Origin of the sequence: Mesorhizobium sp. BAC0120 (genome assembly GCF_033542235.1) — a bacterium.
Classification (GTDB): domain Bacteria; phylum Pseudomonadota; class Alphaproteobacteria; order Rhizobiales; family Rhizobiaceae; genus JAWRCU01.
The window spans coordinates 679,515-695,395 of record NZ_JAWRCU010000003.1 but is presented as its reverse complement, the minus strand read 5'-3'; the positions used below and the strand labels follow the sequence as shown (position 1 = coordinate 695,395).

Sequence of the window (15,881 nt, the reverse complement as noted above, 5' to 3'; positions counted from 1 at the left end):
GGATTTTGATGGCAAAGTGGAAAGACGTGAAAAAGGTCGTGCTCGCCTATTCGGGCGGGCTCGATACTTCGATCATCCTCAAGTGGCTTCAGACTGAACTCGGCGCCGAAGTCGTCACCTTCACCGCCGATCTCGGCCAGGGCGGCGAGCTGGAGCCGGCCCGCAAAAAGGCCGAGATGCTTGGCGTCAAGGACATCCGCATGGTGGACGTGCGCGAGGAGTTCGTCCGCGACTTCGTTTTCCCGATGTTCCGCGCCAATGCGCAGTATGAGGGGCTGTACCTGCTCGGCACCTCGATCGCGCGCCCGCTGATCTCCAAGCATCTGGTCGAAATCGCTGGCGAGACCGGTGCCGACGCCATTGCCCACGGGGCGACGGGCAAAGGCAACGACCAAGTGCGCTTCGAGCTGTCGGCCTATGCGCTGAACCCCGATATCAAGGTGATTGCGCCGTGGCGCGACTGGTCGTTCAAGTCGCGCACCGATCTGCTCGACTTTGCCGAGAAGCACCAGATCCCGATCGCCAAGGACAAGCGCGGCGAGGCGCCGTTCTCGGTCGACGCCAACCTTCTGCACTCCTCCTCCGAGGGCAAGGTGCTGGAGGACCCGTGGCAGGAGCCGCCGGAATTCGTGCACCAGCGTTCTGTCTCGCCGATGGATGCACCGGACAGCGTCACCGAGATCACCATCGAATTCAAAAAGGGCGATGCGGTCGCGCTGAACGGCAAGGCGCTTTCGCCGGCGAGCCTGCTCGCCGCGCTCAACGATCTTGGGCGCGACAACGGCATCGGCCGGCTGGACCTGGTGGAGAACCGCTTCGTCGGCATGAAGAGCCGCGGCGTCTACGAGACACCCGGCGGCACCATCCTGCTCGCCGCGCATCGCGCGATCGAATCGATCACGCTCGACCGCGGCGCCGCCCACCTCAAGGACGAGCTGATGCCGCGCTATGCGGAGCTCATCTACAACGGCTTCTGGTTCTCGCCGGAACGCGAGATGCTGCAGGCGCTCATCGACAAGAGCCAGCAGGATGTCGACGGCAAAGTCAGGCTGAAGCTCTACAAGGGCAATGTCATCGTCACCGGCCGCGAATCGACGAAGTCGCTCTACCGGAATGATCTCGTGACTTTCGAGGATGACCGCGGCGCCTACGACCAGAAGGATGCGGAAGGCTTCATCCGCCTCAACGCGCTGAGGCTGAGGACACTCGCGGCGCGCGACCGGAGGAAATGACGTCACCAGCGTGGCGGGCCGGAGCGACCGTATGGCAGTGAGCTCCCGCCTGGTGCTGATGTTCCCTGGCTTCGAGCCGATTCCAGTCGGGGCGCATTGCCGGCGCTTCCTGCGCGAGGCCGCAAAGACCGCGCCGGTCTATGGCATGACGCTGAAGCCGTCTGAGATCGCCACCGAGCCGGCGGCAGAAGCCCGCCTCGGCATGGGCTCGTTCCGCGTAAGCGCATCCGGCGACGATTGGGCGACCGAAAGCGAGATCGTCGTCTATGGCCTCGGCGAACTAAGCGAGAGCTACGCGGCGCGCAATCCCGTATCTCGCCTGGCCGGCGGGCTTGTAGCGCTCGTCGATTTCATCGCGACCGGCACCTTCTTCCGGTATTTGCGGACCGGCATACGCTACGGCCTCTTTTTCATTTTTCCGCTGCTGGTGCTCGCCGGCGCGGCAATCGCCGCATGGCTCGGCTATCTCTTAGGCACTTCATTCTTCACGGTCGCACCGCATATGGCCGGCTGGTTGCTTGCGGCGATAGGCTTTCTGCTGGTGCTCGCCTGTGCGACGCGCAAGCTGCATTTCCTGCTCGTCATGGACGACTGGGCTTTCGCGCGCGACCTGGCGCGGGGCCGCCGGCCCGACATCGAGGCGCGCTTCGCGCTGCTGTCGGCAGATGTATCGCGGCGGGTCGGGGCCACGAAGGCAGAAGAGATACTCTTCTGCGGGCATTCCTTCGGCGCCATCGCCGCGATCATGGCGCTCGCCGATGGCCTGAAGGTCACAGAGGCGACGGACCGGGCAGGGCTGCTGACGGTTGGCTCGAGCCTGTTGAAGATCGCACTGCACCCCGCCGCCAAGCGACTCGGCAGCGCTGTGAAATCCATCGTGGTGGCGGACAGGCCGTGGCTCGACGTGCAGTCGGTCACCGATATTCTCAATTTCTATGGCACCAACCCGGCTGAGCTGGTCGCTGGACAAGCGGGACCCAACCAGAACACGACCAAGGTGCGTTTCCGCAACCAGATGGAGCCGGCAAACTACCACGCCATCAGGCGCGATTTCTTCCGGGTGCACCGGCAATTCGTGTTCGCCGTCGAACGCCGCTCGCATTATTCCTATCACGCAATCCTGTGCGGGCCCCAGCCCTTCGCCGATATTGCTCGCCGCGGCGGGCTCACCGAAGAATGGTCCGGAGTTGCCGCGCCGGCGCAGGTGCAAGCCAAATGAGCCTCGTCCTAGCCGGAAAGACCGCCTGGGTGCTGATGGCGGTGGGCTGGTACATCCTGCGCTATCCGTTCGAACGGCGCGCCCGCCGCGCCCGTGTCAGCGTCGACCGCAAGAAGTTCGCGGACCGGGTTCGGTTGACAATCTCCCTCACCGGGCTCGGCGTCCTGCCGGCGATCTATGTGGCGACCGGTCAGCCGTCATTTGCCGACTACCAGCCATCCTGGCCGCTCCTCGCGCTTGGCATATTGGCGGCGGCCGCATCGCTGGTCATGTTCCGCCTCACCCACAAGGCGCTCGGCAGGATGTGGTCGGTCTCGCTGCAGCTCAAGGAGGATCACAGGCTGGTCACCGGCGGCACCTATGGGCGCGTCCGTCATCCGATGTACACCGCCTTCTGGCTGATGGCGCTCGCGCAGGCACTGCTCCTGCCCAACTGGGTCGCCGGCGCGGCGGGTGTCGTCGGCTTTGGGTTCCTGTTCTTCTCGCGCATCGGCCCGGAGGAGCGGCTGATGGAGGAGGCGTTTGGCGAGGAATATCGCGACTATAAGGCGAGGACCAAACGCGTGATTCCTCACATTTACTGATGCAGGACGGCATCTTAGTGGCGTCAGTCGCCGATCACGTCGGCGTCGCGGGTTCAAAATAAACCTTTCGCATGATAACCACCGAGCGTTGAACTGCACTCGAGGGGTGTTCGTGCCGAAATTTCAGAGGGCTGCCACCGCGGTCGTTCTCGCGGCAGCGCTGGCGGGCTGTCAGTCCGTGTCGATGGAAGGCACAGCGGCGATGGCGCCGCTCGGCTACGCCGTCGATTTCCCGAAGCTCACCTGTGCGTCCTGGGGCAGCGCGGGAGGGCGGAACGAAACAGTGACCGCCCAGCGGACAAGGCCGGGCGACCCGGCCTATATGGAGTTCCGCCTCCGGCCGGCGCTCTCCGTGCCTTCCGGCCATCTATACGTCGTGTTCGGCCGGCTGGATGCGGCAGGCAAACCGACAACGCGGCAGTATATCGGCCTGTTTCCCGATTTCGGTCCGGTCGGGCTCTATGCCGGAGCCCTCGTGCCGATCTCGGCACAGCTCGAGCCGGACTTCAACGACTGCACCTTCCCGGCGACCGCCGCCTATCGCGTCTCGCTGACAGAAAATCAGTATCAGCAGCTTCTCGCGAAAGTGAGATCTTATCTCGCCAATCCGCCGAAATGGCGCATGTTCGGCTTCAACTGCAACAACTTCGCGGCCTCGCTCGGAACCGTTGCCGGACTGCGCGAGCCCGCCAACCGCAACCAGCCCTCGTTCACCTATATCTACGATTACATCAATGTGAACGGCGACGCCTAAAAGCAAAAGCCCGGCGCTGGCCGGGCTTTCTTACTCGCGATGCTGAATTCGATCAGTTGGCGATGCGCCGCGCGAATTCGGCAAGCGCCTGCTGATATATCGAGGCCCGATTCCAGTCGTTCCAGACGCGGTAGTTGACTTCGCCGGGACCGTAGCCGCCGCCAGGCTGCCACCCGTGTCCGCGCAGGAAATTCGCGGTCGAGGCGAGCACGTCGGCGCGCGAGTGGATCAGATCGCGCCTGCCGTCGCCGTCGAAATCCACCGCATATTGCAAATATTTCGAAGGAAGGAACTGGGTCTGGCCGAGCTCGCCGAACCCAGCGCCCTTCATCTGGCTCGCCGGGATATAGCCTCTGTGGGCGATCTCCAACGCGGAATCCAGCTCATTTGTGAAGAATTCCGAGCGGCGGCAGTCATAGGCAAGCGTCGCCAGCGGCTGGAAAACGTCCTTGTTCCCTGAGTTGGCGCCGAAGCCAGTCTCCATCCCCCAGATGGCGAGCAGAACCTCCGGCTGGACGCCGTAGCGGGCCTCGATCTTTTTCAGGAGCCCTGCCTGAGACTTCATCAGGCCCTTGGCCTTGCTGACATAGGATGCCGGCGCCCGACGCGCCATGAACTGCTCGAGCGTGCCCCTGAACGCACCCTTCTGGTTGCGGTCGATGCGGATGATGCCGGTGTCGTATCTGACGCTGTTCAGCGGCGATGCATCTATACCACGCGCTTCGACGCTCGCCTTGTAATTCGCGAGCCAGACCGCGAAGCCACTGCCGTCCTTCCCGCAAGAGGCGGCCTCTGCGGCGCCTGCGGCGAGCCCCAACATACCGCAAGCTGCCGCAAAAACTTTAACTCTGGCAAAAACTGCCATTCCGATCTCCTCGTGTTGCCTGATCATGGGTTGCCCAGCATCCCTCAACCCTGACTTCTGCCAGCCTTCGGGACAAATGTCATCGTTAAGAATGACTTTACGGCCAAACCAAGTCGGGCTGGCGCAGAAGAACAGCTTCTCGGGCTTCAAGTATTCCGCGACATGTTGATGAAGGGAGAGCTGCAGCTAGGGCTCAAGTACATGTGACCTGCGTGGCCGCAACGGGATGCGCCTCGTTTCGGTGGCCAGCGAAGCAAATCACCCCCCTGCCCTGCGCCTATGCCGGCAAAACAAGCCGTCGCCGCGTTGAACATTGCGCGGGCCTCGTGCATCGAGGCCCGCCTGAAGAGGTGCTTGGGGAAAATGCGGATCACGCAAGTCGTAGCGGGGGTCGTGCCCTGCGTGGGATATGGCGGCACCGAGCCCCAGGCCGAATGGCTGGCAACCGAACTTGCCCGGCAGGGGCATCAGGTGACGCTGATCGCGCGGCCGGGATCGACAAATCCGCTCTGCGAAATACGGCACGCCTCCTCACGTGAAGACGCGCTGGCCGCCATCCCGGCAGCGACGGATGTCGCCCATTTCCACGGCTAGTATCCCGAGGACGAGCTTCGCTTTCCTTATGTGAATACGGTGCATACGCTGGAAGAACTCGACGTCGGCAACGGCGCCAACTGGAGCTTCGTGAGCGCCAGTCACGCGCGCCACTGGCGAAGGCCTTCCTCAACCCTATCCGCTGGGAGGAGCCATTCGGAATGGCTCCCGTGGAGGCGATGCTGTGCGGGACGCCGGTGCTGGCTACGCCACGGGGTGCGATGCCGGAGATCGTGACAGACGAGGTCGGCCGGATGTTCGAGACGGACGAGGAATTCGTCGCTGTGCTGCGAGCGATCTGTCGCCTGTCCGATGCCGAGAATCGGCGGCCGACCGCTTTTCGATCAGCCGGACGGCTTCGGCCTATGTCGATATGTATCGGCGCATTCTCGACGGGCAAACCGTAGGTTGATAGCCGGAAGTGTCCGGAAATAGTCGCAGCTCACGGGTTTACTTGCGCAAGTTAATTAGTTTGCCTGCATATCCAACGGCTCGCGCAGCGTGACAAGTTGAAAGAAAAGGTCACGCTGAAAAGCCTCAAATGGGGAACCAAGCACCCCCGCGCCCCGTTCGACATCTCACAGTAGCAAGCAAAAAGGAGAGCTGCTATGAGAAAACTTGTGATCCTTTCTGCCGCAGCGACAGCGCTTGCTGTGGCCGGCCCTGCCTGGGCCCAGTCGATTGCGACTACCACCACCGACCTCAACGTGCGCGCCGGTCCGAGCTCGCAGGAGGCCGTTATCGGCACGATCGCGGGAGGCTCGTCGGTCAGCATCGATACCTGCGTGAATGCCGGCAGGTGGTGCCGGGTTGATCTCAATGGTGGCTCGGGCTGGATCAGCTCGCGTTTCCTGAGCGGTGACATCGCAAGCAGTGGTGCCGTCGTGAGCACCGAGACGACCGGCGCCATCACACGGCCCGGCAGCCCCGGCACCACGGCCGGCGTTGTGACCGGCGGCGCGGCCGGCGCGGTTACCGGTGCGGTCATCGGCGGTCCGGTTGGCGCTGCGATCGGCGGCGCGGCCGGCATGGTGGCGGGCGGAGCCACGGGCGCGGCCATCGACCCGCCAGTGCGCGTGCGCAGCTATGTCAGGACGCACCGCGTAGAGCCGCTGTATCTCAAGCAGCGTGTAGCAGTCGGTGCAACGCTGCCTGACACTGTGGAACTGCGTCCGATACCGGACTACGAGTACCAATACGTCTATCTGAATGATCGTCCGGTGCTCGTCGAGCCGCAGTCGCGACGCGTGGTCTACGTGGTCCGCTGATAGCGATTCCCAGAACTTCGAAGGAAACTTCGGCCGGGCAGAGTTGTCGGCCCGGCCGAAAAGCTTGACTCAGCGCGACTTTTCCTGTCTACACGCCGCGAAATTTCAGCGACGAGTTGATCACTCCGAGCAGCCGACCGGGACCCCTGAGGTATAAATCGATCCCGGAGGCTAACACCCGGCAGCGCGATGCGCCCCCGGGTGTTTTTGGCTTTGGGCTGTTGGGATTCTCGCGTGAACGCACTACCTCGGAACCTGATGAAGGATTCGGGACGAAGGAACTGAGATGTTTGAATCGCTGCAGGAACGCCTTGGCACGATCCTGAACGGCCTCACCGGCCGTGGCGCGCTGTCGGAGGCCGATGTGTCGGCCGCCCTGCGTGAGGTACGGCGCGCCCTGATCGAAGCCGATGTCGCGCTCGAGGTCGTGCGCGGCTTCGTCGAGCGCGTACGGGAAAAGGCGGTCGGCGCGGCGGTGCTCAAATCGATCAAGCCCGGCCAGATGGTCGTCAAGATCGTCCATGACGAACTCGTCGAAATGCTCGGTTCGGAAGGCAGGACGATCGACCTCAACGCGCCCGCGCCGGTCGTCGTCATGATGGTTGGACTGCAGGGCTCCGGCAAGACGACGACCACGGCCAAGATCGCGAAGAGGCTGGCGGAACGGCAAGGCAAGAAAGTGCTGATGGCCTCGCTCGACACGCGCAGGCCGGCGGCGCAGGAGCAGCTCCGGCAGCTCGGCGAACAGGTGAAGGTGGCGACGCTTCCGATCATCGGGGGACAGTCGCCCGTCGACATTGCAAAGCGCGCGGTTCAGGCGGGCAAGCTCGGCGGCCATGACGTGGTGATGCTCGACACGGCCGGCCGCACCCATATCGACGAGCCGCTGATGGCCGAAATGGCCGAGATCAAGCGCGCGTCCGATCCGCATGAAATATTGCTGGTCGCCGATTCACTCACCGGCCAGGACGCGGTGAACCTCGCGCGGAATTTCGACGAGCGCGTCGGCATCACCGGCCTGATCCTCACCCGCATGGACGGCGACGGGCGCGGTGGCGCCGCGCTCTCCATGCGTGCCGTCACCGGCAAGCCGGTCAAGCTGATCGGCACCGGCGAGAAAATGGATGCGCTGGAGGAATTCCATCCCAAACGCATCGCCGACCGGATTCTCGGCATGGGCGACATCGTGTCGCTGGTCGAGAGGGCTGCAGAGACCATCGACGCGGAGAAGGCCGCGGCGATGGCCAAGAAGATGCAGGCCGGCAAGTTCGACCTGAACGATCTGGCCGACCAGCTTCGCCAGATGCAGAAGATGGGCGGTATGGGCGGCATCATGGGCCTGATGCCCGGCATGGGGAAGATGAAGGACCAGTTGGCCGCAGCCGGGCTCGACGACCGGATGTTCGGCCGCCAGCTCGCCATCATTTCGTCGATGACGAAACAGGAACGCGCCAATCCCGACATATTGAAGCACAGCCGCAAGAAGCGCATCGCCGCTGGTTCCGGCACCGACGCTGCTGAGATCAACAAGCTGCTCAAGATGCACCGCCAGATGGCCGACATGATGAAGGCGATGGGTGGCAAGGGCAAAGGTGGCGGCATGATGCGCGGCCTCATGGGCGGGCTCGCCAACAAGATGGGACTCGGCGGCATGCCGGGAATGGGGGGTGGCCTGCCGGATCTCTCGAAGATGGATCCCAAGCAGCTCGAGGCGCTGAAGAAGCAGGCGGAAGCCGCCGGACTCGGCAAGGGGCTGCCGGGTGGGCCAGGAATGCCGGGCTCCCTGCCTGGCTTGGGCGGCGGCCTGCCGGGTCTCGGCAGCGGTGGGCTCCCCGGTTTGGGCGGCGGTGGCCTGCCAGGCCTCGGCAAGAAGAAGTGAGGGGAAGATGACTGCTTCAAGCGACGCTGCCGAGGTGCGCGCCAGACTCGCCGAATACCGGGCCTCGATCGACAATATCGATGCTGCCTTGGTCCATATGCTTGCCGAGCGCTTCCGCTGCACCAAAGCGGTGGGGCGGCTCAAGGCCGAGCATGGCTTGCCGCCGGCCGACCCCGCACGGGAGCGCGAGCAGATCGCGCGGCTGCGCCAGCTCGCCGCGGAGGCGCATCTCGACCCGGATTTCGCGGAGAAGTTCCTGAATTTCGTGATCAAGGAAGTGATCCGCCATCACGAACAGATCGCTGCCTCGAATGGCGAGGCAAACCAGAATGGCGCCGTCAGCGGCGTCGCAAAACCCTGAAGTCGCAACGGATTGAACGTTTAAGGAGAAAGAAATGTCACTGAAGATCCGTCTCGCCCGTGCGGGCTCGAAGAAGCGCCCCTACTACCACATCGTGGTGGCCGACGTGCGCAGCCCGCGTGATGGGCGCTTCATCGAGGCGCTCGGCTCGTGGAACCCGCTGCTGCCGCAGGACAGCGAGCGCGTGAAGCTCGATGAAGAGCGCGTCAAGCACTGGCTCAGCCACGGCGCGCAACCGACCGATCGCGTACTTCGCTTCCTCGACCAGGCCGGCATCGCCAAGCGCCCTGCGCGGAACAACCCGAAGAAGGCTGAGCCCGGCAAGAAGGCGCAGGAGCGCATCGCCGCGATCAAGAAGGCACAGGAAGACGCCGCCGCTGCGCTCGCCGCGGCCGCTGCCGCACCGGAAAGCGCTTCCGCGGAGTAACCTGTCGCGACTGCGGAGCCGATCGGTCCGCCAGCATTGTCGCTCCATCTTTATTTTGCGCGGTTTGCGCTGCCCCTCACCCTTACCCTCTCCCCGTAAACGGGGAGAGGGGGACATCAGCGTTGGCGCGCTCGTTCCGCAACGCGGGCGATTAGCGAAACCAGAACGGCAGTCGTCCCTCTCCCCGTTCAAGGGGAGAGGATGGCGGCAGCCAAGTGAGGGGCAGCGCCGGCGCTGCAGGTCAGCAATGACCCCGCCACCAAAAGGCTCGCCTACTGTTCGCCTTCGGACGGCGCGTCGAGGAACGGCTTGATCACTTTCGCGGCCTTTTGCGGGAATTCCCAGAACATGTTGTGGCCCGCATCCCTGAAAATCTGGAATTCCGCGTGGGGATAGGCCTTTTCCAGCTTCTCCTGGTGTGAGAGGTCGAGCAGGCTGTCCTTCTCGCCCCACAGCACCAGCACCGGAGCCTTGACCAGCGGCGCGACCAGCGTCAGGTCGTCGATCACGGTTGCCCACAGCACCCCCTTCCAGACATGGATCGGCACGGCGGCGCTCTCGGAACGCTCGCGCGCAATGAAATCCTCGTCGACAGGGTTCGGATTGGCGTACCAGTCCGTCATAAATTGGCTGTTCGGGTCGATCGGCGGCTGCAGGGGCGCGATATGGTCCCAGAGCCACGAGCCTGGCCCACCGCCGAAGCCGGTCGTGGACGAGATCAACACCAGATGGTCGACCTTTTCCGGATGCTGCGCGGCAAGGAGCTGCGCCGTCATCGAGCCGAGCGAGTGGCCGATCACGTCAGCCTTGGCGATGCCCATCGCGTCAAGGAACAGCGCCGCGTCGTTGGCAAAGTCGGCAAAGCCGTAGCAGCATTGCGGCGCGTCCGACTTGCCGTGGCCGCGTAGGTCGATTGCAAGCAGGCGGCGGTTCGCGAGATATGGCGCAAGCAGCGACCACGAGCGGGAATTGTCGGTGTAGCCGTGGAGCAGGAGCGTCGGCGGCCCGTCGGAATTGCCCATCTCGACATAGGCCAGCGTGACGCCATTGGCGAGCTTCACCGTCGTCTTGGCGTCGGCCCAACTCGCCTGGGTTGGGACCGGAATATCCGCTGCCGAGGACCATTGCGCCCAGCCCAAGGATGAAAGGGAGACCAACAGGGCAAGCCCGGTTCTCAGCAGAAGATCACGCATCGCAACATTTTCCCCGGCAGAGCCGGCAGAAGATCGAAAGCGACGCAGATTGTCCAGCCCGTCGCCGCTTCGAACACCGCCGCGCACTTTCCGGCCCTAAGCGGGAGCCGATCCAACCGGTCCTGATATGACAGGATCATGACGCCCGGCTTAAGTGGACGGTAATGGTAGGCTCATAGCTTGCCGCCAGGTGGTGCGCGGGCCAATTCCAGCATTCGGGGACGGCCCACGATGGCATGACGCCTGACTGCCGGGGCCGACTCGGTCGGCATTCAAATTGTATCCGTTAGCCGACTTAGGGTCGCATCGTCCGGCGTGCCGGTTCGAGCGGCCGGCGTCGGCCGCCTTTGCCGAAGGACGGACGTAAAAGCATGCCAGCCGCCCTGAAGTCCACTGTCTCCCACAGCCTCGAAGCAACCACGGCACACGACCTGCCGGCAATCGCCGCAAGGACGGAATTCGACGACGTCCGCCTCATCCTGCGCCGCTGGCAGGCCGCGCGCATCGGAGATGCCCTACCGCCCTATGAGGAACTCGCGCTCGGCAGCATCGGCCGATGCGCGGACGAGATCGCCGTGGTCCGGTGCGAGGGCGGCAAGCCGCCGTTCCTGCTCAGGGCGGGCCAGCGCTTTCTTGCAATCGTCGGCTTGGCGCAGCCCTCCCATTATCTCGACACCCTGCCCTACGCCTTCAGCCTGGCGATCGGCTCGGCGATCGACCAGGCGCGCGCTGCCGGCGAGCCGCAGCTCAGCCTCTGCCGGTGGCTCATCGAGGGCAAGGTTTCCACCATCGAGATCGTCGCGCTGCCGCTGTCATGTCGCTGGCAGGGCGAATATTTCCTTCTGTTCCTGCGCCCGCGAAAGAGTCAGGTCAACCTGGCGAGGCTGCTCATCAACTCCACTCAGGAGGGGATCATCGGGCTCAGCCCGATCGACCGCGGGCAGGGCAGGCACGACTTCTACATACTGAGCATCAACGAGGCGGCGGCGGGCTTCCTCGGCGCTACCGCCGAGAAGCTGCAATACACGTTGTTCTCGGACGCTTTGTCTCAAATCGGCGTCCAGGAGATCCCAGAGGCGCTGCTCGGCACCCCGTCCAGCGGCCGGATCCCGAGCTTCGAGCTCGCCTACAAGCTGGGAGAGAACAGGGTCGCATTGCAGGTCGGCGTGGATATCACCGACGGCATCCTGGCAGTCACTTTGACAGATATACGCGAGCTCACGGCGCGAGAAACGCTGTTCCGCTCGCTGTTCGACGAGAATCCGGCGCCGATGTTCGTGCGTAGCCGTGACGCCGCAGGCTTTCTCAACGTCAACGAGGCGGCATTGCATCTATACGGCTATGGCCGCAAGGAATTCCTGAGCCGCCTCCTTTCGGAGATCCGCGTCGAGAGTGCTGCCGAGCAGGGCAGCGAGGCAGGGCGCGAAGCGGTGTGGCGTCATCGCACCGCCGACGGCCGGGAGATCGACGTCATCGAATATACGAGCGAGATATTGATCGACGGCAAGCCGGCGACGCTGTCGACCATCGTCGACATTACCGAACGCAAGCGCGCCGAGGCGCATGTCACCTATCTCGCCCACCACGATCCGCTGACCGGCGTTGCAAACCGCACCGTTTTCACGCGCGAGCTGGAACGGGCGGCGGGCCGGCTCGAGCAAGGCGATCACCGCTTCGGCGTGATTCTCATCGACCTCGACGACTTCAAGGCGGTCAACGACACTCTGGGCCATGCCGCCGGCGACGCGCTGCTTGTCGAGGTAACCGGCAGGCTGAGGAAGCACGCGCGCAAGAGCGATGTGATCGCGAGGCTCGGCGGCGACGAATTCGCGATTCTCGTGCCGAACCTGAAGGCGCGCGATGAAATCGAAGGGCTCGCCTTGCGCATAAAGCAGGATATCGCTGCGATCCGCAGGATCGACGGGGCCGAGGTCGCCGTCGGCGCGAGCGTCGGGGCGGCACTCGCGCCAGACGATGCCGTCGATACCGACGACCTGCTCAAATGCGCAGACCTCGCGCTCTATCGCGTCAAGCAATCTGCCAAGGGCGCCTTTCTGTTCTTCGCGCCCGAAATGGACCTTGAGCAGCGCGAGCGCCGCAGCCTCGAGATGGAGCTGCGCAACGCGGTGATCGAGCGGGAATTCGAGCTTCACTATCAGCCCTTCCTGTCGGTCAAGACCGGCAAGCTGCGCGGCTTCGAGGCGCTGCTCAGATGGCGCAATCCGCGGCGCGGAATGGTTTCGCCGGCCGAGTTCATTCCGATTGCCGAGGAAATCGGCATGCTCGACGAGCTTGGCCGGTGGGTGTTGATCGAAGCTTGCCGGCAGGCGGCCGCCTGGCCAGGCGAACTGGTGCTGGCGGTCAATGTATCGCCGGTGCAGTTCCGCAAGGGGGAGCTGGTCGAGACGGTCGATCTGGCACTGGCACGCAGCAGTCTCGACGCGCAACGCCTCGAGGTCGAGATCACCGAATCGGTGCTGCTGGTCGACAGCGCCGCAAACCTCGCAACGCTCAACCGGTTGCGTGCTCGCGGCGTGCGCATCGCGCTCGACGATTTCGGGACGGGCTATTCGAGCCTAAGCTATCTCAGGCAATTCCCCTTCGGCCGGCTGAAGATCGACCGTTCCTTCGTGCGCGAGATAGGCGAGAGCGCGGAATCGCTTGCCATCGTCCGCGCCATCATAGGGCTCGGCTCCAGCCTGGGCATCGACACCACGGCCGAAGGCGTGGAAACCGTCTCGCAGCTCGAGATGCTGCGTGCCGAGAAATGCGGCGAGCTGCAAGGTTTCCTGTTCAGCCCGCCGGTTGCGCAGGAGAATGTGGCACAGGTGATCGGCGCATTCTTCGACGACATTGCCCGCGTTGCCTGAGCCGGCGCCATGCCAGCCCGCCGAATTGCGCTAGGCCCTGAACACATAACGACCGAGGTTGGGTATAGCGGCCTGTCCATTTCTTGCAACGCAACGGACAGGCCGCGCTCCGAGGGCGCTATTTCAGCGGCAAGAACAGTTCCGCGACCGCCTCATGCTCCGGCACCTCCGGGAAGAAGCTCAGGCGCCGGCAATAGATCGGGAAGTCGCGTGCTTCCTCGCCGCTGGCCGGAAGCCAGTCGCGATAAAGGTAGAGCGCGGCAGGCTCCAGATTGTCGGTGTTGCCAACGACCCGCAGCACCGCGCAGCGTCCGCCAGGGATCTCGCCGGCTTTGATCTGTGTTGCCCTCGATCGGTCGGTCAGTCGCGACACAAAGGTCCACGCTATAGTCGGCAGGCGATGCAGGACGCCGCTCGGAATGCCAGACATTGAAGGTCGGACTTGTCTTGGGGTGCAAGCCAGCGGCCTTGCGCCACGCGATGAAGCGCTGGATGGTGGTGCCGAGGGCCGCCGGGTCGCCTCGATGCTCCAAGATCGCCACCGGCGTGGGGGGCACTTCGCGAATCGTCACTTCGTCAGGTGTAAATGTCGTCTTCATGAGCTTGCTCCTTGCGTTGTCGAGGGGCCCGAAGGCCGCAAGCCACGGCTCCCAGTCGGGAGACTTCCGGAACGAGGAAGGCGACTGCCCAAACCGTTGCCGAAAAGCCCGGGCGAAGCCGTCCAGTGCATCGTAACCGGCATCCATCGCTATGTCCGTGACGCTTTGGGCATCCCTGTAGGCTAGACAGTATGAAGCGCGCTTCAGGCGGGCGAGCTGGATATAGCGATGCACGGACAGCCCAAAGGTCGCCGTGAACTGCCGGTGGAAATGATATTTCGAGTAGGCTGCGACGCTGCTCAGCGCGTCCAGGTCCAGATCCTCGTCCAGATGCCGATCTATATGATCCAGCACTCGCTGCATCCGGGCATGGTAGTTTTGAAGCGCCGCCTTCATTTGTCCTCCGTGGCAGCATCAGCAAAGCGCACGCAGACATGACGCGCTCGACCGATCTTGCGGTTTTGTCACGGCTCGCAGAACATCGCCAAGCACCGTTTACGGGCACGCCGGTCTATCGATGAACGGCGAAAGGGGGCGTTTGCAGACTGTAGCTTCGCCTACGGCCTAGACCTCAGGGGCCAAAAGAGTGCATTCTGGTCCTACCAGTTCATGACCGGAGCGCCAGTTCCAGCTGAGGCGGCCGTCCGGCACTGAGGGAGGAAATCATCATGAATATTGCCCCGCGCGACGCGACCAGTTCAACCATTCCGTTCGATCAGGCGCGCGTCGACAGAATCATGGACGAGGCCGGGCTCGACGTGCTCCTGGCCAGCTCCAAGCACAACGTCCAATATCTGCTCGGCGGTTATAAGTTCATCTTCTTCTCGGCGATGGATGCGATCGGCCATAGCCGCTACCTGCCGGTGCTGATCTATGAGAAGGGTGCGCCCGAGCGGGCTTGCTATGTCGGCAACCGCATGGAGGGCGGCGAGCACCAGGTGAATCCCTTCTGGACACCGTCGGTGCAAGCGGTCGCCTGGGGAACGGTGGATGCCGCAAACGCCGCGGCTCAACATCTGAAGAAGATCGGCAAAGAGAGGGCGCGGATCGGCTACGAGCCGTCATTCCTGTCGGTCGACGCCTGGCAGGCGCTCAACGATGCATTGCCCGACGCGACATTCGTCCCCGCCACCGGCGCTCTCGAGCGCATCCGCGCCATCAAGACGCCGCAGGAGATCGACAAGCTCCGCACGGCCTCGGAGCTGATCACCGATTCCATGCTCGCAGTCTTCTCCGGCATGGACGAGGGCGCATCGAAAGGCGAGATCGTCGAGCGGTTGCGCCAGGAGGAAACGAAGCGCGGGCTGCAGTTCGAATATTGCCTGATCACCATCGGCTCCAGCCACAACCGCGCCGTCTCGGGGCAACGCTGGGGCAAGGGCGAGGTACTGTCGCTCGATTCAGGCGGCAACTATCGCGGCTATATCGGCGATCTCTGCCGCATGGGCGTGCTCGGCGAGCCGGATGCGGAGCTTCAGGACGTCCTCGCCGAGATCGAGACGGTGCAGCAGGCGGCCTTCTCCAAATGCAACCCCGGCACGCTCGGGGCCGACATGATCGCGCAGGGACAGAAGGCGCTGAAGGGAATAAAGAACGCGGCGCATACGGACTTCTTCGCGCATGGAATGGGCCTGATCACGCATGAGATGCCGTTCCTGATGACCGATCACCCGGTGGCCTATGAAGGCGTCGACGCGGCGCGGCCGCTCGAACCCGGCATGGTGCTCTCGGTCGAGACGACGATGCTCCATCCGACACGCGGCTTCATAAAGCTGGAAGACACGGTCGCCATCAACGCAACCGGTCACGAGCTGCTCGGCGATCGCGGGCGCGGGTGGAATGTGGGTGGAAGGTGAGGCGGCGACGCAAGCGCATGTGGAAGGCACGACGCCGATGCCCCCTCCCCCTTGTGGGGAGGGATTCAGGGTGGGGGTGCCTCGCTATTACACCGCAAGGTTAGCGGAAGCAGGAGGCCTCTCCGGCTTGGATTGGCGCGCGTCGTACCCCCACCCTGAATCCCTCCCCACAAGGGGGAG

The 15,881-nt window shown here is 63.7% G+C and carries 14 protein-coding genes and 1 pseudogene; 12 read left to right on the top strand and 3 right to left on the bottom strand.

The genetic code is table 11. The annotated features are described in order from the left end of the window. Positions 1 to 8: 8 nt before the first annotated feature. From SAZ10_RS10230 to SAZ10_RS10215, 4 genes are all read left to right on the top strand, one after another. Complete coding sequence (locus SAZ10_RS10230; protein ID WP_318609092.1) at positions 9 to 1,232, top strand: argininosuccinate synthase; 1,224 nt, start codon at positions 9 to 11, stop codon at positions 1,230 to 1,232. A 31-nt stretch (positions 1,233 to 1,263) separates the two neighbouring features. Continuing rightward, positions 1,264 to 2,451 (top strand): hypothetical protein, encoded by a 1,188-nt coding sequence (locus SAZ10_RS10225; RefSeq protein WP_318609091.1) that lies wholly within the window; start codon positions 1,264 to 1,266, stop codon positions 2,449 to 2,451. Beyond that, on the top strand, positions 2,448 to 3,035 hold the full coding sequence (locus SAZ10_RS10220; RefSeq protein ID WP_318609090.1) for a protein-S-isoprenylcysteine O-methyltransferase: 588 nt from the start codon (positions 2,448 to 2,450) through the stop codon (positions 3,033 to 3,035). Before SAZ10_RS10225 ends, SAZ10_RS10220 begins: the two co-directional genes overlap by 4 nt. A gap of 112 nt (positions 3,036 to 3,147) precedes the next feature. Then, positions 3,148 to 3,789 (top strand): hypothetical protein, encoded by a 642-nt coding sequence (locus tag SAZ10_RS10215; protein ID WP_318609089.1) that lies wholly within the window; start codon positions 3,148 to 3,150, stop codon positions 3,787 to 3,789. 52 nt (positions 3,790 to 3,841) lie between these two features. On the opposite strand, the gene SAZ10_RS10210 is transcribed toward SAZ10_RS10215, so the two are convergent. Continuing rightward, the gene (locus tag SAZ10_RS10210; RefSeq protein ID WP_318609088.1) at positions 3,842 to 4,654 is read right to left on the bottom strand and encodes a lytic murein transglycosylase; all 813 of its coding nucleotides are present in this window, start codon (positions 4,652 to 4,654) and stop codon (positions 3,842 to 3,844) included. 363 nt (positions 4,655 to 5,017) lie between these two features. Between SAZ10_RS10210 and SAZ10_RS10205 the strand changes: the two genes are divergently transcribed. From SAZ10_RS10205 to rpsP, 6 genes are all read left to right on the top strand, one after another. Beyond that, complete coding sequence (locus SAZ10_RS10205) at positions 5,018 to 5,248, top strand: hypothetical protein (RefSeq protein ID WP_318609087.1); 231 nt, start codon at positions 5,018 to 5,020, stop codon at positions 5,246 to 5,248. Between the two features lie 161 nt (positions 5,249 to 5,409). Beyond that, positions 5,410 to 5,655: a glycosyltransferase gene (locus tag SAZ10_RS10200; RefSeq protein WP_318609086.1), complete on the top strand. Its 246-nt coding sequence runs from the start codon at positions 5,410 to 5,412 to the stop codon at positions 5,653 to 5,655. A gap of 201 nt (positions 5,656 to 5,856) precedes the next feature. Next, positions 5,857 to 6,516: a DUF1236 domain-containing protein gene (locus SAZ10_RS10195; RefSeq protein ID WP_318609085.1), complete on the top strand. Its 660-nt coding sequence runs from the start codon at positions 5,857 to 5,859 to the stop codon at positions 6,514 to 6,516. A 286-nt stretch (positions 6,517 to 6,802) separates the two neighbouring features. Next, entirely contained in the window at positions 6,803 to 8,395 is a 1,593-nt protein-coding gene (ffh, locus tag SAZ10_RS10190; RefSeq protein WP_318609084.1) for a signal recognition particle protein, read from the top strand. 7 nt (positions 8,396 to 8,402) lie between these two features. Next, a complete protein-coding gene (locus tag SAZ10_RS10185) occupies positions 8,403 to 8,756 on the top strand; it encodes a chorismate mutase (protein ID WP_318609083.1) in 354 nt (117 codons plus the stop codon). 34 nt (positions 8,757 to 8,790) lie between these two features. Further along, the gene (gene rpsP, locus SAZ10_RS10180; protein WP_318609082.1) at positions 8,791 to 9,183 is read left to right on the top strand and encodes a 30S ribosomal protein S16; all 393 of its coding nucleotides are present in this window, start codon (positions 8,791 to 8,793) and stop codon (positions 9,181 to 9,183) included. Positions 9,184 to 9,455: 272 nt separating this feature from the next. Here rpsP and SAZ10_RS10175 read toward each other — a convergent pair whose 3' ends face one another. After that, positions 9,456 to 10,376: an alpha/beta hydrolase gene (locus tag SAZ10_RS10175; protein ID WP_318609081.1), complete on the bottom strand. Its 921-nt coding sequence runs from the start codon at positions 10,374 to 10,376 to the stop codon at positions 9,456 to 9,458. Between the two features lie 371 nt (positions 10,377 to 10,747). Between SAZ10_RS10175 and SAZ10_RS10170 the strand changes: the two genes are divergently transcribed. Continuing rightward, on the top strand, positions 10,748 to 13,246 hold the full coding sequence (locus SAZ10_RS10170) for a putative bifunctional diguanylate cyclase/phosphodiesterase (protein WP_318609080.1): 2,499 nt from the start codon (positions 10,748 to 10,750) through the stop codon (positions 13,244 to 13,246). Between the two features lie 118 nt (positions 13,247 to 13,364). Here the strand turns inward: SAZ10_RS10170 and SAZ10_RS10165 are convergent. Continuing rightward, positions 13,365 to 14,241: pseudogene (locus SAZ10_RS10165) on the bottom strand (AraC family transcriptional regulator). Positions 14,242 to 14,513: 272 nt separating this feature from the next. On the opposite strand from SAZ10_RS10165, the gene SAZ10_RS10160 reads away from it, so the two are divergent. Then, complete coding sequence (locus SAZ10_RS10160) at positions 14,514 to 15,701, top strand: Xaa-Pro peptidase family protein (RefSeq protein ID WP_318609079.1); 1,188 nt, start codon at positions 14,514 to 14,516, stop codon at positions 15,699 to 15,701. Positions 15,702 to 15,881: the final 180 nt, after the last annotated feature.